Below are 23,666 nucleotides of genomic sequence, written 5' to 3'. Positions count from 1 at the left end.
CTTTGATCGGAGGGGGCTTTTGTGAGTGAGTGGCGGTATGAACTGAACTTGTCACAGGTGCCGGATGATTGGGCTGGCCGCAATCGCCGTTATCCTCATTTACGGATGTTTCGATTAGCGGATGTGATCCAGGAACCGGATACTCCTCTACAGCTATATGAACTGGTCAGAGAAGGCGTACTGCACACCCCCGGTCATGACGGCACATTTGAAACCTATGATACGTTTTTGGATCGAATCTATGAAACTTCCTATTTCAACCATGCCCAAACCCAGTACCTGGCCGCCGACGGAGAGGATTGGATCGCCCTCAGCAGTGTCCAGGTACAAGAGGAAGAAGGGGTATGTGGACTGACGACGGTTCGTCCTTCCCATCGAAGACAAGGAATCGCGACGGCATTGAAATCCTGGGCGATTGCCGATTGCCGTAATCGCGGTATGGCTCGATTGGTTACCCGGATCCATGAAAAGAATGTGGCCATGCGAATGGTAAATGAGAGGTTGGGATTTCGACGGATTGGATAAGACCCCGGGCAAATGCCTGGGGTCTTTTTGCTGGACGGTTATATTCCCCGACGGACCAGTATAGGGAGTCGCCGACAGATCAGGGGTACCGTCTTCCACTGAAAAACGCCGGTAACAAATACAGCAGCGAACATGATGGGAAAGGTCAGCAATCCCAACCACCATCCGTTATTCCATTCTTGTCCTTGCCCCCAGGTAAGAAAAGAGAGACAAGCGATACATATCGTCAAATACTGGAGCAAGGAGGGCATGCGAAAATCGATGGGGCGGATTCGTTGGGCTTTGCGATGGATGGAGAGGATGGCATATCCATATGCGACGACAGTCATCCCGGCGGGTGCCCATAACCCCCACCAGGGAATAAGCAAAGATGTTCCCGCCACGAACAACAGTGCCGCTGTGATAAAGCTATGGGAAATGGCCTTGGTTTGCTTATGAATCAGCAAACTTACGCCGATGATTCCGTGCATGCCGTGGAGAATGGTCCCCAGTGCGAGCAGCCACACATAGGGGTAAGCGGCGACATACTCCGGCTTTCCGGTCAAGAAGGCTAATACGGGCTGGATGGTATAGGTGAGTGCCAGAAGAAAAAAGGTAGCCCCTACTAAAAATCCCCGACCCACCATGCTGTAAAAGGTGTCTAAATAATCCAAAGACGAAATCCCGGGTCGGTATGGTTTTGGTTCGTCTGATGTGCTTTTTACAGCGAAATGAAGACAGCCATAACGACTGAACTTTGTATAAAAACGGGTCCGGTGCTTGATGTTTTCGGCTCCGTATCCATCACATGTATCAACCGGTTGCCGCCTTGATGCGGCAGCTGTTTTTTTAACCCGGAATCGCTTTTGTATGGGAGAACCTACTGTGGACATGGATTTCAAATGGGTCGGTTTTCGATTTAGGATTGGATACTATAACAGTGTTATGTTACATTACGAATGGAGGTGGATGTGGTGACCCCGGATCTGATATCCAAAAAAGAGTTACTAGAGTTGACCGGAATTTCTTACGGTCAATTGTATCGCTGGAAGCGGAAAAAATTGATTCCTGAGGAGTGGTTCATCCGTAAATCCACTTTTACGGGGCAGGAAACGTTTTTTCCCCGGGAGGCTGTTCTGGCGCGTATTCAAAAAATCCAAGCATGGAAAGAGGATCGCTCCCTCGATGAGATTGCCGATTTATTGTCTTCCGTTTCGACCTCCGTGTGGAAGAAAAGCGAATTAATCGAGGGAAACGTGGTTTCGGAAGTGGCTTTCCAATGGTTGGAACAGGTTCGGGGAGAAAGGGTGGAAACCGTTTCCCATCGAACGGTTTTGGCTCTCCTCGTACTGGAATCCTTGTTGCAGGACGGGGGGCTCTCACAGAATGAGGGGAAAATCGTCTTGCGCTTGTTTGATACGGTGACGGCTGACTTCCAGAATCACCGGGCGCAGGTGCTTCTCTTGCGTAAAGGGGGAGTGACGACAGCCATTTTGGCCATGGATGAGGGAAAGATCCATGTCGATCCCGACACTGAAGTGGCGGACCGGATCCAGCTGGCGAAATGTGTGGAAAAGATGAAACTGGATTTAACGGATGGAGGGGTCTAAATGGAAGAAGATCGCGTGCAGGATCTAGTTATTCATGGCGCAGGATCTGCAGCTGGCGGCGATTATCGAGATGTGAAGATTAAAGGAGCGGGAAAAGTGGCTGGCGGTGTCAGCTGCCGTCTTTTTACGGTACGCGGGTCGTCGGAGGTTGATGGAGATCTCCACGCCCATAAGGTAGAGGTGACAGGTACATCCGTAGTTCGGGGGCAACTAGAGGCGAACGAAGTGAGGCTGGACGGACGAATAGACATTATCGGGAAGTTGTCAGGTGAAGGAATGAAAATCAGGGGAGAGGTTCGCACGCATGGTGATTGTGAAGCGGAGTTTTTGGATCTGAGAGGCAAGTTTTCTATTGACGGTCTTTTAAACGGGGGAATCATCCATCTCACTTTATATGGACGCAGCAAGGCACGGGAGATCGGTGGCGGAACGATCCGGGTCAGAAGAAAAGCAAGTTGGATACAGGCAGTCTTGTTCAAAGTAGGAATTGATCGCCATTCTGCCGTACTCCAAGTGAATACCATCGAAGGGGATGACCTGGAGTTGGCTTATACCCACGCCAAAGTGGTACGTGGCAACCACGTCCGTCTGGGACCCGGTTGTAAGGTTGAGCGTGTGGAATACAGCGAGCTCCATTTGGATCAAACGTCCCATGTCGGGGAAAAAGTGAAACGGTAGAAATGGGAGGGAACCGAAGAGGGATTGGCCTCGCTTTACACTAGACACCGCAAGTTTCGTCCGGGTCATCTCTTCGCTTCCTGGCTTCACTTTGTCATCACCTGACCGGGCGAAAGCTCGGTTTTTTATTATGAACAGGAATTGGTCACGGCGGCTGGCACTGCTTTGGAATTCCTTCCCGAGTCTGATTTGAAATCGTGCTGCAGCAAGATTCGGAAACGACCGGTTTTACTTAAACTGAAAAGAAGAAGAGGAGGAATAGAGGATGACAAATACCAAAGCATCTCAAACCGGCCGTACCGCCGGGATGAAGAAGAAAGTGCTGATTGTCGGATGCGGAATTGCGGGTCCGGCGACGGCTCTGTTTCTTAAGAGGGCGGGGTTTGATCCGGTGATTTTTGAAGCGCGAAAAGCCCCGGACGATCAGGCTGGTTTTTTCCTTAACATTGCCGCTAACGGTTTGGATGTGCTCCGGACATTGGGATTGGAGGATCCGATTCTGGAGCAGGGTTTTTTGTGCGAACAAATGACCATGTGGAATCAAGGCGGCAAACGGTTAGGGGATGTACCGAACGGATCCCGGGGCCGGTGCGGGATCATTATCAAACGCGGGGTGTTACACCGGGTGATTCGTGAGGAAGCAATTCGGCAAGGCGTCCCCGTCCGGTTCGGCAAAAAACTGGAAGGCATCCAGGTGAATGAAGGTGGGAGGGTAACCGCCCGGTTTGCGGACGGGACAGAAGACCGCGGCGATCTCCTCGTGGGCTGCGACGGGATTCATTCCCGTACCCGTCGGATTCTCTTTCCCGACTCTCCTCAGCCTACTTATACGGGTATGGTTGGTTTTGGCGGGTTCGCCCATCATTCATCGATTCCCCCCACTTCCGGCACGATGCATATGATTTTCGGCAAACAGGCGTTTTTTGGTTATTTGGTAAAGCCGTCAGGGGACATCTACTGGTTTAACAATGTTGCGTTTCCCCGTGAACCTTCCAGAGAAGAGCTGAACACGGTTACTCATGAGAAATGGCGCCGCCGGCTTCTCGATTGGCACCGGGTGGATCCTTCTCCCGTCCAAGAGATTATCCGTTCCACGAAAGGGGATATCGGTGTTTTTCCCATCCACGATATTCCGTATCAAGCGACCTGGTACGAAGGACCTGTCGTCCTGATTGGAGATGCCGCCCACGCAACCTCTCCCCATGCGGGCCAAGGCGCGTCGATGGCATTGGAAGACGGGATCGTACTGGTCAAATGTTTGCGGGACATCCCCTGTTCTAAGAAGGCGTTTGCGATGTATCAAGCCCTCCGAAAAGAGCGGGTGGGAAAGCTGGTGAGGATGGCACGGAAGAACGGCCAGAACAAAATGGTCTCTGACCCGGTAAGGATGTGGTTCCGGGATCAGATGATGCGGGTTGCTTTTAAATTTTTTGTCAACGAGCGGGCTATTGATTGGATATATTCCTACCGAGTGGACTGGGAGGAGACAGTGGAAGAAATACATTCGAGATAGGCACGACGGTATTTAGGGGACCCTCGATAAAGAATCGGCTACTCCGTAAGTATTGCTCCTGATCCCGCTTATGAAGAGCGGAGATCGGGAGCGGACCCATCTCGTTCCCCACGATCGACCAACATCCACCTCCTTGTGATCGTGGCCACCATTACGGGGACGAGTTCGGCGGATTCCGCACGTTAGAGGGCGGAATCGATAAATAAGCGGAACAGGTCCGCTTATTTCTACTTGAGGGCGTTTCATTTTTAACCGGTGGTATAATGGGCATGGTTGTTCCATTTTTCTTAATTTACATCTAGGAGCGGAGGATGGACATGTGGGACAAACTCGGTCTGGTGGCTATCGGTTTTTTGGCTGGTTCAGGGATAACCGTCTTCATTCAAGATCCCGTGAAGAGATGGCTTTTTCGATATGACAAACAAGCGGGATGGCGGGAAGACAAGGAACGGGTGGCGGCATTTTTGAGGGAGTGGGATTATCCCCATGCACTGACGACCAAACAAATTGCCAAAGGCGTCTTCGCTTCGGAAACTGATGGCCAATATGTTTATGAATTGCTGATGGAATTAAAAGAAGAGGGGCAGATCAAAACGACGGCCAGTAAATTGGATTCTCCATCGTCCACCGGCTGGATTTACGTGACGTGCTCTGCGCGGTTAAAGCCGTGAGCTTCTCGATTCATGGGGTGTGTGAACCGACTCCTCTCTCCCGGAGGCTTTCGTCTGAACCTCAAAAGGATGGAGCCTCTCCTCCTGTCAACCCCAATCGATTCCTCTCTCAAGGTACAAGTTAACGAGCTATCGCTCGGTACCTGAAAGATACCAAACGAAAGTCGGACTTGCGGGAGAGCTTCTCCCTCCCTTGTCCCACGCTCACTTCATCCCAACCCTAATGAACGGGGCTTTCCCTCTCCATCGTATAACACAGGACTAAAGTGATCAGCCCTCCATCCATCGAAAGATCCCGCAAAACCTTAGGGGCCGATGGCAGCGGAGGGAAGTGTTACACCGGGAACGACGGGAGGGCCGAAGCCACCGGGTGGGACCGTCACACCTGGAGGGATGGGAGGGCCGATCTCGACAGGGGGAAGATCGATATCAGGAGCCATGGGAGGACCGATTTCTCCCGGGAGAGGGGGATCTGGATTGGGACCGTACCAATAGGTGAACTGTGTGAAATGCCAGTAGTGGCACGGATAGACAGATTGCTGCATCCAGCCGAACACAGGATACATACAGGCTCCCTCCTTTCGGGTATCAGATGAGCTCTCCGGAAATCTGCTGGAACCACAAGTGACCGGACCACATCTTTCTTTTACCCGTTATGGGTACCATATGTCCGAATTTTGACGGTGTGCATGATTCCGCGGAGTAAGAGGATCGGGGGTGGTTATCCGGGGGTTTTCCTCTAATCCGAAAAGGAGAGAAGACATGAAGATCGAGGAAGCAACGATCGACAGAAAACAAGAAATCTTCGCCTTGGATCAAATGGTATATAACGGTCCGGTCAGACGCCCTTTTCTGCAACAGGCCATCTACTCCAATGAGTGCTTTGTTGCAAGACAAGAGCAACAGATTGTGGGTTTTGGAGTAATGGCTCAGACCTTTTTTGATCATTACTTTATTTCACTGCTGGTGGTTCACCCTCACTTTCAAAGGAGAGGGATTGGGAAATCTTTGATGTGTCAACTGATGAAAGTTTGCCCCGGAGAAAAGCTGTTTACTTCCACCAACCAATCAAATAAGGCTATGCATCATCTTTGTCAGTCACTGGAGTTTGCTAAAAGTGGTTTTCATTGAAAATTTGGACGAAGGAGATCCTGAAATTATCTATTTCAAAAATCTGAAGGTGAAATAAATTGGGCATGATGGCGTGCCTGTGATCACGTCTCCATATCACTATAAAAGAACCCACCCCGCTGTAAAAGGGATGGGTTTTTTTCGCTTCACCGATGGACGATAACAGAAGATTAGGGAATCGCTTCTCTCTCCTGTATAGTGTTTTTCATGTACTTATGAAAAAACCATTCCCCTAATGCAATCACCAGCGAACTGAAGATGGTGGAGCTCAGGATGGGAACATCCCAGTCGAACAGAAAAAACCCCATGGACCAAATGACGATCAGGGCGAATCCGAAATCTGCGATTGTTGCTACCACATTGCCGACACGCGGCAGGATCCATACATCTCCCACATAGCCCAATGCAGACAGAACGATGCCGATAAGAAAAATATCCGCAAATGATACACCAAAAAAACCACCGAGGATGATAAAAAGAAGAAATATGGTTAGTACGGCCTTTATCAGCAATGAAAATAAATGTCTCATCTCAGGGTCACCTTCTCACTTGGAAATAGGGGTTTGGTCCACGGCCTTTGTCGCGGGAACAATCCCATGTTTTAAGTGTAACCAATCCGACAGCCATGCTATGCAAGCTCAGAGGCCGGGAATCGGCTGAAACGAAAAAGCACCTAAATTAGGTGCTCCTCTTGTGGTACTCTGAAATAGAAGATGAATGAGATAAGAAAAAAATTTATGAAGTAGAAAGCTTATTTCAAGCGAAAGTGTCAGAAGTATCAGAAGCGGTTGGCGGCTAGTGGGTTCATCATGATGACTGCGGGGCATCCGCTGGATGCTTCATCGCATACTTTCAGACAAGAAAAAGAGGAGGGGAAAGGATGAGTCTGGAAAAAGAATTGGCGGAACTCATTCGCCGGGTGGTCCGAGAGGAGAATGCAGCGCTGTTGGAAGATCTCAGGAAGGAATTGAACCCTCATAACCAACTGAACCATCTTAGAAAAGTCGTGCCTAAAAAAGTAGTAAAGGAAGAAAGACGCTATGAGGATGAGCCATCAGAAATGATCTCCTCCAGGGGTGCACCCCATTTCGTTGAGCAAGAAATTTTACTAGATTTCAGCCAAACCAAAGGGGTTCGCAAAAATACGATTGAGACAGCCGAAATAGTGGCGAGGTGCTTACAGAAGCATGGTGGGCCTCTACGCTTGAACCAGATACAAGACGAATTAAAAAAACACGGGAAAGACATGGGCAGTAACGTGACGACACGGATGCAAGCCATTATGAAGATCTGTCCCGCAATCAAAAAGATTGGCCGCGGCTTATATACATATCAGCCTTAAAAAGCCGCTGCGTTTTTTGACAGTGATACATGTTTTTTTCATTAGAAAATCCCCTTCAGGTTAACAGTAGTGAGCTTGCTGTCTAACGAAAGGGGATCATATCATGACCTTTGTGCGGCTGTTTTTCCTTTTGCATGGCCGCGATTGCTCGAAGCCATTTCATGCGCCTCATTCCCTTTGCCGTAGACTCGGCCCGGTGGTGAGGCTTATCCGTTTCTCTTGCCTGGGACTAGGGCATGTCTGAACAATCCGTAGCGCGAGGTCCCGGGTCGGTATGGCTGTCTTCGTTTCGTTGCAAAAAGCGCAAAGGCTCTCCGCCAGCCATACCGACCCTCCCTTTTACTCACGGAAGATTGAATGACCAGACAGGCCCTAGTACTGCCCTGGTAATTAAACCTTCCGCAAGAACGATCCGTTCATTGGTACATCCATTGGGACCATAGGAGCAAATGGGATCGTCCCATCCCAAACTCCAGCATGCCCGCTTCATCCATTTTCCTGATTATCCCGCCATGCCGGCAATCCCCCCGCTCCCCTAGCCGCCTTTACTCCCCGCACCACCGCTTCTGCTAGAACCTCTGCCGACAGGGCGCCGGCAAGATCGACGGATGCCTTCACTTCCCCGGTTGCCAGGGTGAAGACTGTGTCCCCGTCATACATGGTGTGTACGGGAACAATTGTCCGGGCCAGGCCGTTATGGGCCATCTGGGCCACTTTGTTGGTTTCGGTTTTTGTCAGGTCGGCGTTCATCGCCACCACTGCGATGGTGGTGTGGGTGCCGGTGTATCCTGCGTTCTCTTTTTTCCGCCCGAACTGGTCGATAAAATCCAGAAAGCCCCCGTTTTCATCCCTTGCACCGGCAAGGATGGTTCCCGTCGCAGGATCCCGCACGTTCCCCACCGCGTTCACCGCTACGATGGCCCCTACAGTCAATCCGTTCTCCAATCGTCTGGAAGAGGTGCCGAGACCGCTTTTCATGGCTCGCTCCATTCCGGCGAATTTTCCCACCGAAGCTCCGCATCCCGCCCCGACGTTCCCTTCACCGACCGCTTTCCGGCTTGCTCGGTCGGCGGCTTCATACCCCATGGCCGCGTTGGGCCGGACGGATGCCAAACCCAGGGCAAGGTCGAACAAGACCGCTGCCGGGACAATCGGCACCACGCCTACTCCAACGTTCAGACCGTCTTTCTGCTCTTCCAGGAATCGCATGACACCGGTGGCGGCTTCCAATCCAAAAGCACTGCCTCCCGTCAGGCAGACGGCATGCACCCGGTCCACCTGGTTGACAGGGTTCAGCAAATCGGTCTCCCGTGTCCCCGGTGCCGATCCTCTGATATCCACTCCGCCCGTTGCCCCTCCCGGGACCCGGATCACCGTGCACCCCGTTAGCGCTTCCGGATCCTCCGCTTGTCCGACCAGCACGCCGGGTACATCCACGATCGATCCTTTCACGCGGATCACTCCTTTCTGATATCCCCCGTGATTTTTCTATAAGAAAGACCCCCTTTTCTTCTTCAAGGGGGGTCTACGTTCCTGTTTCCCATATTAATAAAAACCCAACTTTTCTAGCGTTGGGTTTTTCCTGATGTCAGGGCTGGTATATGGTTTCGTTGTCTGTGGAAATATTATCTTGGGCAAGTCGGCTGGGATGAACACGAGGCTCATCATGAGAGGGTATTGGCTCTCGTATATGCATCAGGTGATTAAACGCTTTATGAGCCTGTATCATCCCGGCACCGGTATCGGTGTCCCATCCGGTTTCCTCTAGATCGGTTGCGGTTTCCATTAGCACTTGTTTAGCCTGCTCTTGGGTTAAATGAGGCTTGGCTTGCCGAAGTAAAGCGACGACTCCGGCTGCTATTGGACAAGATGCGGATGTACCCGTGTCACTGTTGTGATAGCCGGTGAAATGTGTCGGTGCGCAAAAATCAGGTTTGCGTGGATCAAAGTTTGCCGGCCCTTGGGCACTATATCCGGCACGGATCCCTTGAATATTGGCTGCTCCTACGGTCATTACCAATGGATGGCCATTCACACTGTGTATACTTTTGCCGGGTCCATGATCGCCGGTTTTGCAACCACGTGGATTAAAACATGGATCGCCACAGTTACCTGCTGAAAATAATACAAGCATTCCAGCGTGAACGGCTTCTACCACTTTACGGACCACGGGATGGTTGGGGTTGTCTGTGATCCCTTCAAATGCTCCAACAAACCCCCAGGAGTTTGAAAGGATATGCGGTTTACCAGTACGACGAAACTGCTCAATGGCCCAGTCATATGCTTGGACCACGATATCCAAAAACGTCTCTTCAATTCCTTCTTTAGAAAATATGCGGATATCGTAGATGTTGGCATTGGGAGCCATTCCCAGTGCGTCGGTAGCCGTCATATTACCATGAAGGCTCCTTTTATCAGAATAGGTTCCCCAATCTTCACGAAAGCCATCAATCACTCGTTTGACAAAGGGCTTTCTCCATTCGTTCCGGTCCGCTCGTCCTTCTGCTGTGATTCCTGAATCGACGATTCCGATGACAATGCCGTCCCCTTTAAAGCCTCGTCCCCAAATTTTATCTGCACCTAAAAACTCTGCCACTTCACGCAAAGACCCTTTGGGTGTTTCAGGGTGGCAATCAACTGGATCTCGCATCGGTGCGATGGCCCCTTTGGGGTTAAGAAAAACATCAACAACGTTTTCCTGTTTCTTCAGTTCTTCGATTTTGTTTTTGGGAATGGTTCCACGTATGGTCAGAGTAGGGGAATCCGTATCATTGGTTATAAACATGGTGCCATTTTCTTTTTGTTGCTCACGCATGATGATTGGCTTAAATTTTGTGTCTACCTTAAAGGAAGGGATATCAATTTTCACTTCATCTTCAATAGACGTTGCGTTTATGGCTGCCATTCGGTTTCCATCGTTTTTGGCACGGACTTCGACTAAAACACTTACTGGCTCGATTTCTTTTTCATTATGATGTTTGTTTTCTTCCACTAAAACAACCTCCAAGTACCATATTTTTTACTTTTGATAGGTTGTCATAGTAAAGTTCATTGTATGCATATGCGCATATCCAATAAATACTAATCCGATATGCTTGAGTGCTGTTAATGGACCATTGGAATCATTTGACTGAAAGGTGGAATAAAATACCGTGTATTCTCCGTTATTTTGAGATCATCTTAGCTTTATCACACATGTAGAGGGGAAGATGAAGGTGCGAAGGTCGCTGTTTTATTTTTTAGCTGTGTTCGCTTTGTTGTCCGGATGTGCAATCTTGAATCAATCGGCTCCACCACCAACTCAGCCCGAGGGAACCCGAGTTCCACCAGAAAATATATCCTTAGAACCGCAACAAGTCTATTCTTCTCATATTAAGCGAGTGGTGGATGGAGATACCGTTCATTTGACCGAGCCGGTTTTCGGTTCCACTAAAGTTCGGATGCTTTCCATTGATACTCCTGAAACGAATTTTAATGGGAAAAGTCAGGGAAGGTACGGAGAAATGGCAACGGAACGATTAAAAGAACTATTGCCGATCGGAACAGAAGTGGACATTGTATTTGAGGATGAGGCAAAAGATACCTTTGGACGTTTGCTTGCTTATATTCGAAAGAACGGCCAAAATATTAATTTACAAATGGTTCGTGAGGGATATGCCGTCCCTTATCTCATCTGGCCAAACTTTGCTCAAGGTGAAGATTTTTTAAATGCTTTACGGGAAGCACGTGAAAATGGTCGAGGGATATGGGATATTTCTTCGCCGATCAACGAACTCCCTTATGAATTCAGAGCCCGTATCAGGGAGAAGAGTCCCGACAAATACGCAGGAAATTACCGAACAAAAAAATGTGTAGAACCGAAACGCTATAAGGAAATCCCATTAGAACAACGAGTATTTTTTTGGAAGAAAAGTGAGGCTGAAAGAGCTGGTTATCGCTGCAAAGATGAAGCCGGTTAAATAAGATGCCCATGGAAAGTTCCGATCCCATCACTGAAAAGATAACTACACATAAAAAAGACCCCTTTCCCCCTTTCTCAACAGTTTTTGGGGTCTTTCGGGGTCGTAAATATGCTTATCTCTTCTCCCCGGTTCCCACCCGGTAAAATTCATGGAACAACTTAATCAGTGCCCGTTTTTCTATGCGGGAGACATAAGAACGGGAGATACCCAACTCCTTTGCAATCTCCCGTTGCGTCTTTTCCTCCAGCCCCGCCAGTCCAAAGCGGTTCCGGATAACCTCCTGCTCCCGATCGTCCAGGATATACAAGTGGTTGTAAATCTTCTTCTTCTCGATCTTTAATTGCACCGCATCCACGATTTCATCCCGTTCCGTTCCCAGAATATCGATCAGCGTGATCTCATTCCCTTCTTTGTCGGTGCCGATGGGGTCGTGGAGGGAGACGTCTTTGCGGGCTTTTTTCAGGGATCGGAGGTGCATCAGGATTTCATTTTCAATGCAGCGGGCGGCATAGGTGGCCAATTTGGTGCCCTTATTGGGCTGATAGGATTCGATAGCCTTGATCAGACCGATGGTGCCGATGGAAATCAAGTCTTCCGTATCTTCATTGGTGTTTTCGAACTTCTTTGTAATGTGAGCGACCAGGCGAAGATTGTGTTCGATCAAGGCGTTGCGGGCCTGTTTATCGCCTTGGGCCATTTGCTTCAGATACTTTTCCTCCTCCTTTTCGTTGAGGGGTTGGGGAAAAGCGTTGTTTTTAATATAGGCGACAAACAGCATCACTTCGCGGATCATCACAGCCAGGGAAGTAAACAAACCAGGCACGCCGTCGTCACCTCCACTCAAGTTGCCGAAAACAGATGTTATCAGCTTATGAGCGTTCGGCTGGGCGCGTGCCTGTACGGGAAAAAACAATTCCTTCTTGTGATGCAGAAAACCTTATATAGCAGAATGCGGTTAGGGGGCGTGGTCGAAAAACAGACATGGAAACGGCCAGCGGTCGGATTCATGTTGTCTGGGCTACGAGAATGAAGGATTGTCTGACGGAAAATATGTTTATCGATACCAAAAAGGATACGGATTTCTTGAAAAAGGGTTCTTTCTTGTAGGAGATCGCCGAGGCCCATGCGGATGCGATTGCTTGACGGAGGGGTTGAAGAAGAAGCCAGCTCCCGCTCCGGCACCGGCTCGGCGGCATTATCATGCTTGGTACTATCGCGATCAGCTATTCCCATTCCTTGGAGTTGTTCCACTCGTCCAGAGCTTATAATTGGTATCATAAAGAACCCGCTCCTTTGGAGAAGCGGTTTTTTATGTCTGAATATGTTTGCCTGATTTGGACGTCTATCTCGGCATTTATCATTCCCCCTATTTGAATCTGGTATATTACACGTATCTCGGATTCCCCCCTTCTTCAGCTTTCATTGCGTCTTCTTTGGTTTTATGAACCGTACCAAAAGGATGCTCAGGTGGCGCATAAATACTGTAAAGCTTCAGTGGCTTATCCCCTGTATTGGTTAAATTGTGCCATTTACCCGCAGGTACCATGATGGCATAATCATCATAAACTTCTGCTTCAAAATCCAATTGATCTTTCCGATCACCCATTTGAACCAATCCTTGCCCCTCTTCAATACGTAAGAATTGATCAACGGTAGGATGAAGCTCTAGACCGATGTCATCGCCAACATCGATACTCATGAGGGTTACCTGTAAATGTTCTCCTGTCCATAAGGCGGTACGAAATGTATTATTTTGCTTAGTCGCTTTATTGATATTAACAACAAACGGCCTTTTTCCATAATCGATCAAATCAATATCACCTTCTTGGTTATATTGATTTGCATAACCACTGGCATAGGCTCGACAAACAGAGGTGCAATGTAGACAGACCTGTGCGCAGTGCTGGGAGTGCGGGTCGGGGTATCTTAGGCATTCCTGGCCACAGAGATCACAGATGTGGGCACAGAGGAGTGCCATCTGTTTGGAAATATAGCTGGATCGGGCCGACATCTGGGCAGTTAACGCACAGATGTCGGCACAATCCCGAAGCAAGAGGAGTTGTCTACTGCGATAGGACACATCGTGCATGGAAGCCACCATAGTGACCATATGGTCACAGACTGCTTGACAATGCTGGACAATTGGGACTATAGAGAAATGATCCCTGACATAACTGGTATTTTCGGACATAACGATTCCTCCTGGTCAAAAGTCCTTACATACATATGCCCAGTGAGGTGCATTTGCTTCTGATCACTACTTGACCATTCTATCGTTACCGTACTCCTATTTATTCTCGGCGGCGGAACTGTACGGGTTGGAAGGGAGAGACCTGTTCTTTTTTCTAGTAAAGGAAATTTATAAGGGAGTGAATCCTATATAAGGTAAAATTATAAAAACCCCCGCAGTATCGGGGGTTAATTTGGTTAGGTGTTGGAAGTCCATGAAACTCCCTTTTTCTATATCATTATTCGTATCAAGTTTGTTTTTTCTGTCCACCGAAGAACAAACAAGATTAACAACGGTGATAACAGAAATAAGATCCATCCCCACTTGTTCACGTATCCAACAACTCTCTTGTTTAATCAGAATCTGACTAAGCAACATTTCTTTTTACTTGCTGTTTTCCTTTTCGGAAAATACCCCTCAAGCTGGCGGCGATTAAAAACAAGGCCGGGCAGGATCCCAAACAGTCCAATGTTCCACAACAGAGCGAGGCCAGATAGAGTCATGATTGCCCCTCCAGTTTTAGCCCAGAACTTAACCAAAATCGCACCGATGAGGGCTAATATTGAAAACCAGAATGCGGCTGCTCCGCTGTTGAGGATCCCTTCATCCTCAGTCACCTCTGCGTTTGTGCGAAGAGTGTATATGAGCGGGGGTGGTCGGGCTGGCGGACTGTCTTCGATCTCTATGCAAAAAGCGCAAAGGATCCCATCTCTGCGCCTGTTTTTAAATACAACTGTAGTACTCTAATGGATTCTGATTAACAGACTGTTTTCCTTTAACATGTGGGTAGTCGGTTAAATGGTGTCTTAAAATATTTCTAAACGTGTATTTTTCCCGGATTGATACCGTGATCCCTATTTTTATAAATATCCCTTGACGAGAATATTCCCCATGATGTATATTTGAATCAACAGGAAGATGACTATAGTGATGAAGGAGATGATCATACCGAGAGACCATCACTTAGCGAGGTGAACGACATGTCAAGGAAGAGTCCGGGCATGGACATGACGACGACGCTTAAGGCTTTGGCCGAACCGAATCGTATGGATATCGTCGAACTCTTGCGCAACGGTCCCCTGACCGTGGGGGAAATCGCCGACCGGCTGGGGCTTCGCCAGCCCCAAGCCTCGAAGCATTTGAAGGTGCTTAGCGACAACGGGATTTTGGAAGTGAAGGCCGAAGCCAACCGCCGGATCTACAAGCTCCGGCCCGAGCCCTTCCAAGCGCTGGATGCTTGGCTGAACTCCTTCCAACGCGTCATGCAAGAAAGATTCGACAATCTGGACTACTATTTGCGGGAACTACAGAACAAGAAAAAATCATAGGATCATTCAAATGGATGAGGAGGAATTACAAATGTCCAACAATGCAATGGTTTCGAGAGTAGAGAATGATCGGGTGCTGGTGCTGGAGCGCGTTTTCGATGCGCCGCGTGATCTCGTGTTCAAGATGTTTAAGGAGCCCGAGCATCTCAAGCGCTGGTGGGGGCCGAGAGGCTGGGAGCTTCCGGTCTGCAACATCGATTTCCGGCCGGGTGGCGTTTGGCACTTCTGCATGAAGTGCGTCGATCAGAACCAAGGTCAATTTTACGGCATGGAATCCTGGGGAAAAGTCATTTATAAGGAAATTGTCGAGCCGGAGACGATTATCTACACAGATTACTTCTCGGATGCCGAAGGCAATACGAACGAGACCATGCCGTCGACCGAGGTCACGATGGAATTCATCGATCTGGGCGGCAAAACGAAGCTGGTCAGCCGTGCTGAATATGTGTCCGCAGAGGCCCTTAAGAAAGTCATGGACATGGGTATGCTACAGGGCATCACCGAAACTTGGGACCGTCTGGAAGAGCGTCTGAACAAGGTCAAGTAAGGAAATATGGGGACGGCCTCCTGGCTTTGAGTTTGGTAATTACTTATGCAAGGGAGTAGAAAAATCAATGGTTACGAGAAATACTAATAAAGGTGACTGCAACACACGCCGCTTACGGGATAGTCGGTTCTGGTGGGATTGGACTAGTTTACAAAAATACGTTCAGTTCGAAAAGTAAAACCAGTCCCTGCCGTCTTCAAGAATCAGAGCGGTACAGCGCATCTGTAGCGTACTCCTCCACAACCGCAAAGGGTGTTTTCTGGTATAAAGGAGGCAAGTTTTCGGTTATATAAAGTAAATGGAGGAAAGAACATGCTACACAATGTAAACCCCATCGGCATTGTTGTTTTGGTTTCCTTTATCGGTTTAATCGGGTACTTCTTGTACCGAATTGTAAGTTTTTTTAAGCCCAAAAATGATAGCTAAATAAGTTACAGACAAAAGATCAAGACAAAGATAAAGCCCGCCAGCTGGCGGGCTCTACTATTTAAATCCGCTTTCTAGTGCCTTCCCCGTTGCTTTTCCAGCTGCTCACCCACTATCAACCATGAGTAGAAAAGACCGTATAGGAAAGAAAAAAGCCAGGTGCCGTTGCGGTTTCGACACCTAGCTGCTCAATGCTTTTTCAATCGCTTTTCGGATGCGTTGGGGCTTGGTCGTGGGAGCGTACCGTTTAATGACCGAACCCTGGCGGTCCACCAGAAACTTGGTGAAGTTCCATTTCACCTTTTTGCTGAGAAACCCGGGAGCCTTTCGGGTGAGGTAGCGGTACAGCGGGTGGATGTTTTTACCCTTGACGTGGACTTTTTCGAAGAGGGGGAACGAAACACCGTAGTTGATGTGGCAAAATTTCCAGATCTCTTCATGGGAAGCGGGTTCCTGGCGCAGGAACTGGTTGCAGGGAAAGCCGAGCACTTCTAAACCCTGTTCCCTGTATTGGTCGTAAAGTGCCTGCAGTTCACGATATTGGGGCGTGAATCCGCACTTGCTGGCGGTGTTGACGATGAGGAGTACGCGCCCTTTGTAATCGGACAGAGATTTTTCCTCCCCGCCGATGAGGACGGCCGAATAATCGTAAACGCTCACGCCTTACAACCTCCCTAGAAGTCCATTTGATCGAAAAATCAAATTATATATAAACATAGTCAAATATAGCCCCTCCAGGATCCCCTTGTCAAGAGGGAAAAGAAAATCCTCGCCTTTATTTAGGGAAGGTCCCCATCTCGTATTTATCATCGTGACCAAAGATGATCATGCACTTTTTAACCCGAACGTTGCGGCATGTTTATCCCCTCCGTCCATCTGCTTTTCGATACTTTTCTCTTTCTTTTCACCGAGAGACTGGAGAATTGCGTTATTTTTAATATAGGCGAAAACAGATCATTTCGCGGATCATCACGACCAGGAACAAACCAAGCACGCCGCCGTCACCTCCACTCACGTTGCCGAAAACAGATGTTATCGGCTTATGAGCGTCCGGTTGGGCGCGTGCCTGTAGAGAAATTTTATAGTCGCTTAGCAATAATCGAGAACCTGTTGCATCAATCCGTGTTGTTTACCTGAAGAAACGGATTCCCTTTCTCGATTCTCTCCATAGCGATCGTGAATCCGGCGGAGAGGATGAGCAGTATGGCCGCTCCCCATTGAACAATCGGACCCACAGCCAATGAAGCGATGGCATAACCGAGTACGGGACCCAGGGCGGCCCCGATGTCCAGCGTCATGGAATACCATATCATGACCGCACGTTTGGAAGCAGAAGAAGCATGCTCAACAGCCGTAGCATCCAGCAATGTCGTATTGATGGTGGCTGTTACAAGAAGCAACACGGCACCCACAAGCCAACCAACCGCCGGTAAATGGGTGGAGATCAGGATGATGAGAACACTTCCAATGATCAGAGTCGCAGCTAGAGTGGGTAATCTTAAACGGTTTCGATCCGTCACTTTTCCGACCCAGGGAGCGATCAACGGTTCCCACGCCCAACGCATGGCCTGTAATATACCAGCCAGTGCAGCCGCCCCGATGCCGCCGATCCATAAAACGGAAGAAATGTCCTGTTGCTCGATCCATAAGCTGAGCATAGATTTCAAAAGGCCCTGATAAACCATACTGATCATCAATCCCGCCAGCAAAAGGAAGAGTGTGTACCTGCCAACACGAAAGATTCGGTCACTGGTGCGAGCGGTTGCTGTGACAACTGATTGGTTGTCGCTGGAACGGTCGGGAAAATAGAACCATACCAGAGGCACCATCCATACTGCCGCAAAGGCAAAGAGTAAAGAGATCGTATGGATCCCCGCCATACCGGCGAAAAGACCGCCAATCAGCATACCGGCCAAGCTGCCCGTCCGGGACAGCCCGTTGTATACACCTGTCAGTTTTCCGGAAAGTCCGGTTTGCTGGATCCCTTCGATCAGACTGTATTGTCCTGCCTGCTTTAAAAATGCCCAGGCGATTCCCCATAAGCATCTCATAATGAATAACAGCTCAAAAGATCTTGCAAAACCGTAAGAAAAAGTGGACACAACGGTAAGCAGAATAGCCAATAACAGGCCGTACTTTATGGGAAATCGCTTATAAAACCAGCCGACGAGAGGATGTACCGGGATTCGGATCAGGCGATTCACCGATAACAAGACCCCCACTTGCCAGAGGGAGCTTAAGCCCAGGTGACTCCAGAAAATAGGAAGGACCACGTACAACATGGAGTCACCCAGTAAGCACACAGCCGTTATGAGCGCAACTAGTTTGACTTTAGCAGCAGGAGGAAGTGTTTTCTTTTTCCACATTTGCCGGCCCGCAGCATGTTGATCCCTTATCAGTTTGAGTTCCGCATACCCCGGTTTCAGGCAAGTTTAACTCCACTTTTTTGGCCGCCTCCCAATCCCCGCACAATGCCGCCACAATGCTTCTCACCTGCTCATATCCGGTGGCCATTAAAAATGTGGGAGCACGACCGTAACTTTTGGAGCCCACGATGTAAAAATCCTTTTCCGGTTGTCTTAATTCCGCCTCTCCATGGGGTCTGACGGTTCCACAGCTGTGTATATTCGGATCGATTAATTCGGCAAGATCGGGTACGGATTCAATGGATGTGTTACTCTCATAACGCAGCTCCCTTAAAAAGGAGAAGTCCGGTCGTGCTCCTGTATTGACAACAATCTCATCAATATGATCCAAATAGGTAAGTTGGCCGTTTGTGTTTCCGCTTAAGGTTAAGGTTGATTCGGATTGACGGATAGACTCAATACGGAACCCGGCGTGGACCTGGATTCGTTCTTCTTCTACCAATTGACGGATGTGTTTCCCCAACGCTCCTCTTGCTGGAAGCGCATCCTTCTCTTCCCCGCCGTAGGTGTCCGACACGGCCTGTTTCCTAAGCACCCAGTGAATGGTTGTGTTCTTAAAATCCCTTTTTAGCACTTCCAGGTTGAGCAAGGTATGAATGGCAGAATGTCCACTCCCTACAACGGCAACCGCTTTTTCAGCATATCGGTTTCGTTGCTTGCCACTAACATCGGGGATTCCATAAAAGATCCGGTTGGCAAATTCTTTTTCACCCATGGCCAAGTTTCCATTGGCTCCAACCGGATTCGGCGTATACCACGTTCCGGATGCATCAATCACGGCAGAGGCTTCCAGCTTTTGATAAACCCCATTCGTTTCATAAGTGATTTCAAAGGGTACTTGGTCACGGCCGGCTGTTTTTACCTTGTCAAGGCCTTTCCGATTGACGGCAACAACCTTGCTATTCGTAAGAACAAAGGGTTGAATCATCGGCAAACGGGATAAAGGGAATAAATAGAGGTTGACCAGCTCTTCTCCTGTCGGAAGTTCATCCTTTGGCGGAGAAATCCAGTCATGCTGCAACAGTAGCTCTTCCGCCGCTTGATCGATATTGAATTCCCAGGGGGAAAACATGCGCACATGACCCCATTCCAATACAGATGCACCTACGCTCACGCCTTTTTCAAACAGAACAAACGGTTTTCTTTTACGGACTAAATGTGCCGCGGCAGCCAACCCCACCGGACCTCCTCCAATAACAGCCACAGGTAAATGTTGAGTGTGCATGAGATCCATCCTTCCTAAATTGTTTTGACATGAAGGGAGACGGTGGGGAGACAAAAAAGACGCAACATGATGGTTGCGTCCTTTTGTACCATGAAACGTCTGAAACAATAAGAGCCTTTTTAGGAGGGGAATCATGATGAATATAGACATTATATGGAACGAATTCCACAATCAATTAAAAAAATTCTTACTCAAACGCATCCATGACCCCTATGCGGTAGAAGACGTTCTGCAGGAAATCTTCATTAAAATCTATACGCAAATCGATCAACTGAAAGATAAACAAAAGCTACGACCCTGGATTTATCAGATCACCAGAAATGCATTGATCGACTATTACCGCAAAAAAGAACCGGTTAAGGAATTGCCTCTGTTTTTATCGGAGTTTGATAAAAACCCGGATCAAGAGGAAGAAGATGAAGATTTGAGCAAGGAATTGTCCCAATGTCTGCGGCCCATGATCGATCAACTGCCCTTAAAATACAGGGAAGCGATTGAGATGACGGAGCTTGAAGGCTATACACAAAAGGAGCTCAGTGAAAAATTGGGTATTTCCTTTTCCGGAGCAAAGTCCAGAGTTCAACGGGGCAGAAAAAAACTAAAGCAATTCATGTTGGACTGCTGCCATTTTGAATTTGACCGATTGGGCTATATTATGAACTATGAGGTCAAATCCGATTGTTCAACACCTCCCAAGTGTTCATCACCGGATCATAAATGCCATTAGAATATCTTGCGTCCTTTTTGTTTCATGCCCGTCTTCTACAGTGAAAGCCAAAAACAAGGAGGAACCCACATGAGTGCAAAAAAATCGTTTGAAAACAATCCTTCCGAAGGTTGCTGCGGGGGGCCGACACCGGTAGAAGACGCATGTTGTGTGCAGGATGCAGAAGCGAAAGCATCAGGGGAAGAAGGATGTGGATGTGATTCATCGGCATCCGATAAAGAAGCCGAAAAAACCAGCACAAGTTCCTGCTGTGGTTAACCCCGTCTTTTGAAGGGGGATGGATTGGGATGGCTGTCTTCCATTCAGCACAAAGACTCTCCGCCAGCCATCCCACCCTTCCCTTTATCTTGAGGAAAATGAAATGACTAGTCAGGCCCTTAATCGTTCTTTTCCATCTCGGCGATCTTCGTGATGGCCTTCAGGCCGCAAAATGAGAGACAATAGATGGAAAACCCGCCAATGTCAGGTGGGTTTTTATGTGTGGATGGATCGGAATGATAATTTCCCTTTTGAAGAGGGACTCCCCGGTTTTAGCCGGGGCGTCTGTTTCATATGGATTACTTCAGTCCAAATTGTGATTTGGAGTTTAGTTTGTCATCTTGAAAGATGGCGTTCATATTGGAGCCGTCGGAGTTTTGCCAGGTATACATGACGGTTTTTACTCCGGCCACTTCGTTTTGACTGTTTTCTTCTCCTTCAAAGCCGATAATCTCTACCACTTCATCGTAGCTCATACCGTTTTCGATTTGGTTGTATTTATCCATCGTTAATGTGGTATCGGATGAGTCCTCTTCAGAACGTTCATCGGCAGTCCCTTCTTCAGGTGTATTGATCTCCGACTCGATCTTTTCCAATTCCTTGTCCGCTTCTTCAAACGCGACTCCCAGCACCGCTACACAAGCCACTCCAAGTAGAGCGAATCCTAAGAAGATTCCGCCGACGATCAAGATGATTTTTTTCATGAGATGATGAGGCGCGTCGTCCGTGACTGTCGTCAAGGAAGGAAGCGCCTTTTTTCTCCCCTTTCTCTGCCAAAGTTGTGCAATGTCTTTTACAGAAAGGGGATTCTTTCTGTATGACTATTGCTTTCCTTTTTCGATAAACTGATTCAAATCACTTTCACGAATCCGCCAAACGTTTGGAAGCTTGTACCCTTGTAACTTTCCGCTTCGCAACCACTTTCGGATCGTGTTCGGACTAACTGCAAGTCTTTCCGCCGCCTCTTCAGGGGTGAGCATTCTGGACGGCGAAAGCATGGTTGACCCATCGGTTCTCACCCTGACCATCCCTCCTTTAACTAAAGTTGGGCACGTCTGAATAATAGGATTTTAATACTAATTATGTCAAACACGCCTCAACATATCTATGAATATATTACCGTTTATAAAGTTTTCTAAACCTCTTTGTGTGTGCCAAAAAAAATTTTGTAGAACCTCCGTTTGGGCTGTTCTCCCTTCGGTAATCACTTTTTCGAGGATGAAAATGCTTGGAAGGTTGAAGGGGCAGAGGGGGGATCTTTGAATCATTTGGGATGTTATAATTGTGAAAACGATGGAAGCGGGGAGAATCGTGACAGGAGAAACCATCCACCCTTCAAACTGTCCCATCTGCGGCTTGGACAATGATTGCGGAAATCTGTCAGGCAAGCCCCGCGGTACATGCTGGTGCAGCCGGGAGAGCTTTCCGGATGAAATTTTTGATCTCGTACCCTCCCATCAAATGAATCAATCCTGTATCTGCCGTGATTGCCTTTCAGCATTCAAAAACGGCAGACAGGATGAAAAAGCAGAGTGAGACAGCTCTGCCTGGCTCTTTTTCAGTCATTGATTGTGATATCTGATTATCAATCAGGATGATACGGGGTAGATGGATAGGTGTGATGATGTGAACTCATTGGGATGGTTGGAACGATCTCAGGCTTTGGTGATTCTCTGTTCTGTGGTGTTGGGTTTATGGGTCGGGCGGATGGGTATAGGGTCCGATTGGGCTGAGCGGCTGATTCTGCCTTTTCTGGTGGTGATGTTGATAGGGGTGTTTCTGCAAATCCCTTTGGGGGATGTGCGGAAATCGTTGGCGAACGTCCCGTTTACTACAGCCAGCGTGGGAATCAACTTTGTCGTGACGCCGTTATTTGCAGGCGGTCTCGGTTATCTCTTTCTGCGGGAAAGCCCGGAGTTATGGATCGGATTTGTGATGTTGATGGTAACACCATGTACGGACTGGTATTTGGTGTTCACTTCCATCGCAAGGGGAAATGTGACTCTGTCGGCGGCAATTCTACCCTTGAACCTGATCTTGCAAATCCTATTATTACCCTTTTATGTTTGGTTTTTGACCGGGCAGTTGCATGGGGTGGAACCGATGTGGCTGTTGACAAGTATCGTGCTGGTTTTAGTAGTGCCATTGGTGTTGTCCCGCTTGATCCGGTGGATATTTCGCCGTTGTAGAGGAGAGGATTGGTTGAGGGAGAAGGTTCTCACCCGGGCTGGTACGGTACAACTGATTTTTCTTAATCTGGTGATCGTTGCGATGTTCGCTTCTCAGGGAATGGTTTTGCTTCAAAACCCATGGGTGTTGTTCACGTTGCTCCTTCCGGTTTGGATCGGCTTCATGCTCATTTTTGCAGCGGGTCAGGGGGTGGCCCGAGTTTGGCGCTTCTCCTATGCGGATACGGTAAGTTTGCACTTCACCACATTGGCACGAAATTCCCCTATCGCACTGGCGATCGCCATCACGGCGTTTCCCGATCAGCCCTTGATCGCTCTCGCCTTGGTTATGGGCCCGTTGATTGAATTGCCGACATTATCCTTGTTTTCCAGCCTGTTGTTGCGGATAAGGGGGAAGTGATGGATAGAAATGCACATGTCTCTGCTACTCTGATGTAAAGATATATCAAACACCGATTTCCCAGATGGAAATCGGTGTTTTTGTATTACTTATGATAGGGCAGAGCGGGATGGTTGGGCGGGGAGGGGAGTGCGGGGGCCACTTGTTGGAGCAGGAACTGTTGGACTGCGTGGTCCATCCACTTGCCGGGCGCCGGGATTTCTCCGTGAGCCGCATGTTCCAGTGCATCCTGGATGGCCCTAGGTTGACGGAGCGCTATTCTCACTTCCGCTAGTGTATGAGAAGACAGATAACGGAACAATTGATAACGGAGATGGTTATGTCGGTCAGGATCGTTCAGCAGATTCCAGGCCAATCCCGTCATTTTTAAAAATGTGTGATGGTCTCGGGAGTCTAATGCCAATCCATACGCGTTCATAGGCCATCTTCCTTTCCGTTAAGCATTCTTTCCTATAATAATAAGATAATTCTGTTAAATTGTCGACAGGAAAATGATGAC

Annotated in this window: 27 protein-coding genes; 14 read left to right on the top strand and 13 right to left on the bottom strand. The window is 48.5% G+C overall.

The genetic code is table 11. The annotated features are described in order from the left end of the window. The first annotated feature begins 21 nt into the window (after positions 1-21). Entirely contained in the window at positions 22-525 is a 504-nt protein-coding gene (locus JOE21_RS05585; RefSeq protein ID WP_309863428.1) for a GNAT family N-acetyltransferase, read from the top strand. A gap of 38 nt (positions 526-563) precedes the next feature. On the opposite strand, the gene JOE21_RS05580 is transcribed toward JOE21_RS05585, so the two are convergent. Further along, complete coding sequence (locus tag JOE21_RS05580) at positions 564-1,178, bottom strand: lipopolysaccharide biosynthesis protein (protein ID WP_309863426.1); 615 nt, start codon at positions 1,176-1,178, stop codon at positions 564-566. A 300-nt stretch (positions 1,179-1,478) separates the two neighbouring features. On the opposite strand from JOE21_RS05580, the gene JOE21_RS05575 reads away from it, so the two are divergent. From JOE21_RS05575 to JOE21_RS05560, 4 genes are all read left to right on the top strand, one after another. Then, positions 1,479-2,114: a DUF4004 family protein gene (locus JOE21_RS05575; RefSeq protein WP_309863424.1), complete on the top strand. Its 636-nt coding sequence runs from the start codon at positions 1,479-1,481 to the stop codon at positions 2,112-2,114. Next, complete coding sequence (locus JOE21_RS05570) at positions 2,115-2,792, top strand: polymer-forming cytoskeletal protein (protein WP_309863423.1); 678 nt, start codon at positions 2,115-2,117, stop codon at positions 2,790-2,792. A gap of 265 nt (positions 2,793-3,057) precedes the next feature. Then, the gene (locus JOE21_RS05565) at positions 3,058-4,305 is read left to right on the top strand and encodes an FAD-dependent oxidoreductase (RefSeq protein ID WP_309863421.1); all 1,248 of its coding nucleotides are present in this window, start codon (positions 3,058-3,060) and stop codon (positions 4,303-4,305) included. A 317-nt stretch (positions 4,306-4,622) separates the two neighbouring features. After that, positions 4,623-4,976: a hypothetical protein gene (locus JOE21_RS05560; RefSeq protein ID WP_309863419.1), complete on the top strand. Its 354-nt coding sequence runs from the start codon at positions 4,623-4,625 to the stop codon at positions 4,974-4,976. 305 nt (positions 4,977-5,281) lie between these two features. Here JOE21_RS05560 and JOE21_RS05555 read toward each other — a convergent pair whose 3' ends face one another. Then, positions 5,282-5,542, bottom strand: a complete 261-nt coding sequence (locus JOE21_RS05555; RefSeq protein ID WP_309863417.1) for a hypothetical protein — start codon at positions 5,540-5,542, stop codon at positions 5,282-5,284. Positions 5,543-5,738: 196 nt separating this feature from the next. Between JOE21_RS05555 and JOE21_RS05550 the strand changes: the two genes are divergently transcribed. Further along, the gene (locus JOE21_RS05550) at positions 5,739-6,107 is read left to right on the top strand and encodes a GNAT family N-acetyltransferase (RefSeq protein WP_309863414.1); all 369 of its coding nucleotides are present in this window, start codon (positions 5,739-5,741) and stop codon (positions 6,105-6,107) included. Positions 6,108-6,277: 170 nt separating this feature from the next. Here the strand turns inward: JOE21_RS05550 and JOE21_RS05545 are convergent, their stop codons facing one another. Beyond that, positions 6,278-6,637 (bottom strand): DUF2512 family protein, encoded by a 360-nt coding sequence (locus JOE21_RS05545; RefSeq protein ID WP_309863412.1) that lies wholly within the window; start codon positions 6,635-6,637, stop codon positions 6,278-6,280. A 350-nt stretch (positions 6,638-6,987) separates the two neighbouring features. Between JOE21_RS05545 and JOE21_RS05540 the strand changes: the two genes are divergently transcribed. Further along, complete coding sequence (locus JOE21_RS05540) at positions 6,988-7,449, top strand: Rok-like winged helix domain-containing protein (protein WP_309863409.1); 462 nt, start codon at positions 6,988-6,990, stop codon at positions 7,447-7,449. Between the two features lie 486 nt (positions 7,450-7,935). Here JOE21_RS05540 and JOE21_RS05535 read toward each other — a convergent pair whose 3' ends face one another. Together JOE21_RS05535 and JOE21_RS05530 are read right to left on the bottom strand one after the other, a co-directional pair. Next, a complete protein-coding gene (locus JOE21_RS05535) occupies positions 7,936-8,901 on the bottom strand; it encodes a P1 family peptidase (protein ID WP_309863406.1) in 966 nt (321 codons plus the stop codon). 136 nt (positions 8,902-9,037) lie between these two features. Beyond that, positions 9,038-10,441 carry a S8 family peptidase gene (locus tag JOE21_RS05530; protein ID WP_309863404.1) on the bottom strand — a complete coding sequence of 468 codons (1,404 nt, stop codon included), beginning with the start codon at positions 10,439-10,441 and terminating at the stop codon, positions 9,038-9,040. A gap of 223 nt (positions 10,442-10,664) precedes the next feature. Here JOE21_RS05530 and JOE21_RS05525 point away from each other — a divergent pair, with 223 nt between their 5' ends. Continuing rightward, positions 10,665-11,408 carry a thermonuclease family protein gene (locus tag JOE21_RS05525; RefSeq protein WP_309863401.1) on the top strand — a complete coding sequence of 248 codons (744 nt, stop codon included), beginning with the start codon at positions 10,665-10,667 and terminating at the stop codon, positions 11,406-11,408. A gap of 115 nt (positions 11,409-11,523) precedes the next feature. On the opposite strand, the gene sigK is transcribed toward JOE21_RS05525, so the two are convergent. After that, complete coding sequence (gene sigK / locus JOE21_RS05520; protein WP_309863399.1) at positions 11,524-12,234, bottom strand: RNA polymerase sporulation sigma factor SigK; 711 nt, start codon at positions 12,232-12,234, stop codon at positions 11,524-11,526. 561 nt (positions 12,235-12,795) lie between these two features. After that, complete coding sequence (locus JOE21_RS17900; RefSeq protein WP_510183840.1) at positions 12,796-13,602, bottom strand: four-helix bundle copper-binding protein; 807 nt, start codon at positions 13,600-13,602, stop codon at positions 12,796-12,798. Between the two features lie 1,019 nt (positions 13,603-14,621). Here JOE21_RS17900 and JOE21_RS05510 point away from each other — a divergent pair. Together JOE21_RS05510 and JOE21_RS05505 are read left to right on the top strand one after the other, a co-directional pair. Beyond that, a complete protein-coding gene (locus JOE21_RS05510) occupies positions 14,622-14,969 on the top strand; it encodes an ArsR/SmtB family transcription factor (RefSeq protein ID WP_309863844.1) in 348 nt (115 codons plus the stop codon). A 31-nt stretch (positions 14,970-15,000) separates the two neighbouring features. After that, a complete protein-coding gene (locus tag JOE21_RS05505) occupies positions 15,001-15,516 on the top strand; it encodes an SRPBCC domain-containing protein (RefSeq protein WP_309863396.1) in 516 nt (171 codons plus the stop codon). Between the two features lie 606 nt (positions 15,517-16,122). On the opposite strand, the gene JOE21_RS05500 is transcribed toward JOE21_RS05505, so the two are convergent. The 3 genes from JOE21_RS05500 to JOE21_RS05490 all read right to left on the bottom strand — a co-directional run bounded on the left by JOE21_RS05500 (position 16,123) and on the right by JOE21_RS05490 (position 19,593). Next, complete coding sequence (locus JOE21_RS05500) at positions 16,123-16,602, bottom strand: glutathione peroxidase (protein WP_309863394.1); 480 nt, start codon at positions 16,600-16,602, stop codon at positions 16,123-16,125. A gap of 455 nt (positions 16,603-17,057) precedes the next feature. Beyond that, on the bottom strand, positions 17,058-18,308 hold the full coding sequence (locus JOE21_RS05495; protein ID WP_309863391.1) for an MFS transporter: 1,251 nt from the start codon (positions 18,306-18,308) through the stop codon (positions 17,058-17,060). After that, entirely contained in the window at positions 18,274-19,593 is a 1,320-nt protein-coding gene (locus JOE21_RS05490; protein WP_309863388.1) for an NAD(P)-binding domain-containing protein, read from the bottom strand. The genes JOE21_RS05495 and JOE21_RS05490 overlap by 35 nt, the downstream gene beginning before the upstream one ends. 133 nt (positions 19,594-19,726) lie before the next feature. Here JOE21_RS05490 and sigZ point away from each other — a divergent pair, with 133 nt between their 5' ends. After that, a complete protein-coding gene (gene sigZ, locus JOE21_RS05485) occupies positions 19,727-20,320 on the top strand; it encodes an RNA polymerase sigma factor SigZ (RefSeq protein WP_309863385.1) in 594 nt (197 codons plus the stop codon). A gap of 69 nt (positions 20,321-20,389) precedes the next feature. Continuing rightward, on the top strand, positions 20,390-20,578 hold the full coding sequence (locus JOE21_RS05480) for a hypothetical protein (RefSeq protein ID WP_309863383.1): 189 nt from the start codon (positions 20,390-20,392) through the stop codon (positions 20,576-20,578). A gap of 299 nt (positions 20,579-20,877) precedes the next feature. On the opposite strand, the gene JOE21_RS05475 is transcribed toward JOE21_RS05480, so the two are convergent. Both JOE21_RS05475 and JOE21_RS17765 read right to left on the bottom strand, forming a co-directional pair. Further along, the gene (locus JOE21_RS05475; protein WP_309863380.1) at positions 20,878-21,318 is read right to left on the bottom strand and encodes a DUF3862 domain-containing protein; all 441 of its coding nucleotides are present in this window, start codon (positions 21,316-21,318) and stop codon (positions 20,878-20,880) included. A gap of 81 nt (positions 21,319-21,399) precedes the next feature. Beyond that, positions 21,400-21,558, bottom strand: coding sequence for a helix-turn-helix domain-containing protein (locus JOE21_RS17765; RefSeq protein ID WP_374709331.1), 159 nt, complete (start codon positions 21,556-21,558; stop codon positions 21,400-21,402). Positions 21,559-21,871: 313 nt separating this feature from the next. On the opposite strand from JOE21_RS17765, the gene JOE21_RS05470 reads away from it, so the two are divergent. Together JOE21_RS05470 and JOE21_RS05465 are read left to right on the top strand one after the other, a co-directional pair. Further along, on the top strand, positions 21,872-22,114 hold the full coding sequence (locus JOE21_RS05470; protein WP_309863841.1) for a cysteine-rich CWC family protein: 243 nt from the start codon (positions 21,872-21,874) through the stop codon (positions 22,112-22,114). 99 nt (positions 22,115-22,213) lie between these two features. Further along, a complete protein-coding gene (locus JOE21_RS05465) occupies positions 22,214-23,167 on the top strand; it encodes an arsenic resistance protein (protein WP_309863838.1) in 954 nt (317 codons plus the stop codon). A gap of 85 nt (positions 23,168-23,252) precedes the next feature. Here JOE21_RS05465 and JOE21_RS05460 read toward each other — a convergent pair whose 3' ends face one another. Continuing rightward, a complete protein-coding gene (locus JOE21_RS05460) occupies positions 23,253-23,585 on the bottom strand; it encodes a hypothetical protein (RefSeq protein WP_309863377.1) in 333 nt (110 codons plus the stop codon). Positions 23,586-23,666: the final 81 nt, after the last annotated feature.

The sequence above is a fragment of the Desmospora profundinema genome, assembly GCF_031454155.1.
GTDB lineage: Bacteria > Bacillota > Bacilli > Thermoactinomycetales > DSM-45169 > Desmospora > Desmospora profundinema.
This window is presented reverse-complemented; position numbering and strand designations above follow the sequence as displayed.

Bases quoted from the DNA above. Each gene is read 5' to 3' on its own strand.
- JOE21_RS17765 (WP_374709331.1), bottom strand. From the start codon at position 21,558: ATGCTCACCCCTGAAGAGGCGGCGGAAAGACTTGCAGTTAGTCCGAAC.
- JOE21_RS05460 (WP_309863377.1), bottom strand. From the start codon at position 23,585: ATGAACGCGTATGGATTGGCATTAGACTCCCGAGACCATCACACATTT.
- JOE21_RS05570 (WP_309863423.1), top strand. From the start codon at position 2,115: ATGGAAGAAGATCGCGTGCAGGATCTAGTTATTCATGGCGCAGGATCT.
- JOE21_RS05470 (WP_309863841.1), top strand. From the start codon at position 21,872: ATGGAAGCGGGGAGAATCGTGACAGGAGAAACCATCCACCCTTCAAAC.
- JOE21_RS05505 (WP_309863396.1), top strand. From the start codon at position 15,001: ATGTCCAACAATGCAATGGTTTCGAGAGTAGAGAATGATCGGGTGCTG.
- JOE21_RS05490 (WP_309863388.1), bottom strand. From the start codon at position 19,593: ATGCACACTCAACATTTACCTGTGGCTGTTATTGGAGGAGGTCCGGTG.
- JOE21_RS05550 (WP_309863414.1), top strand. From the start codon at position 5,739: ATGAAGATCGAGGAAGCAACGATCGACAGAAAACAAGAAATCTTCGCC.
- sigZ (WP_309863385.1), top strand. From the start codon at position 19,727: ATGATGAATATAGACATTATATGGAACGAATTCCACAATCAATTAAAA.
- JOE21_RS05480 (WP_309863383.1), top strand. From the start codon at position 20,390: ATGAGTGCAAAAAAATCGTTTGAAAACAATCCTTCCGAAGGTTGCTGC.
- JOE21_RS05540 (WP_309863409.1), top strand. From the start codon at position 6,988: ATGAGTCTGGAAAAAGAATTGGCGGAACTCATTCGCCGGGTGGTCCGA.
- JOE21_RS17900 (WP_510183840.1), bottom strand. From the start codon at position 13,602: ATGTCCGAAAATACCAGTTATGTCAGGGATCATTTCTCTATAGTCCCA.
- JOE21_RS05510 (WP_309863844.1), top strand. From the start codon at position 14,622: ATGTCAAGGAAGAGTCCGGGCATGGACATGACGACGACGCTTAAGGCT.
- JOE21_RS05545 (WP_309863412.1), bottom strand. From the start codon at position 6,637: ATGAGACATTTATTTTCATTGCTGATAAAGGCCGTACTAACCATATTT.
- JOE21_RS05565 (WP_309863421.1), top strand. From the start codon at position 3,058: ATGACAAATACCAAAGCATCTCAAACCGGCCGTACCGCCGGGATGAAG.
- JOE21_RS05495 (WP_309863391.1), bottom strand. From the start codon at position 18,308: ATGTGGAAAAAGAAAACACTTCCTCCTGCTGCTAAAGTCAAACTAGTT.
- JOE21_RS05555 (WP_309863417.1), bottom strand. From the start codon at position 5,542: ATGTATCCTGTGTTCGGCTGGATGCAGCAATCTGTCTATCCGTGCCAC.
- JOE21_RS05560 (WP_309863419.1), top strand. From the start codon at position 4,623: ATGTGGGACAAACTCGGTCTGGTGGCTATCGGTTTTTTGGCTGGTTCA.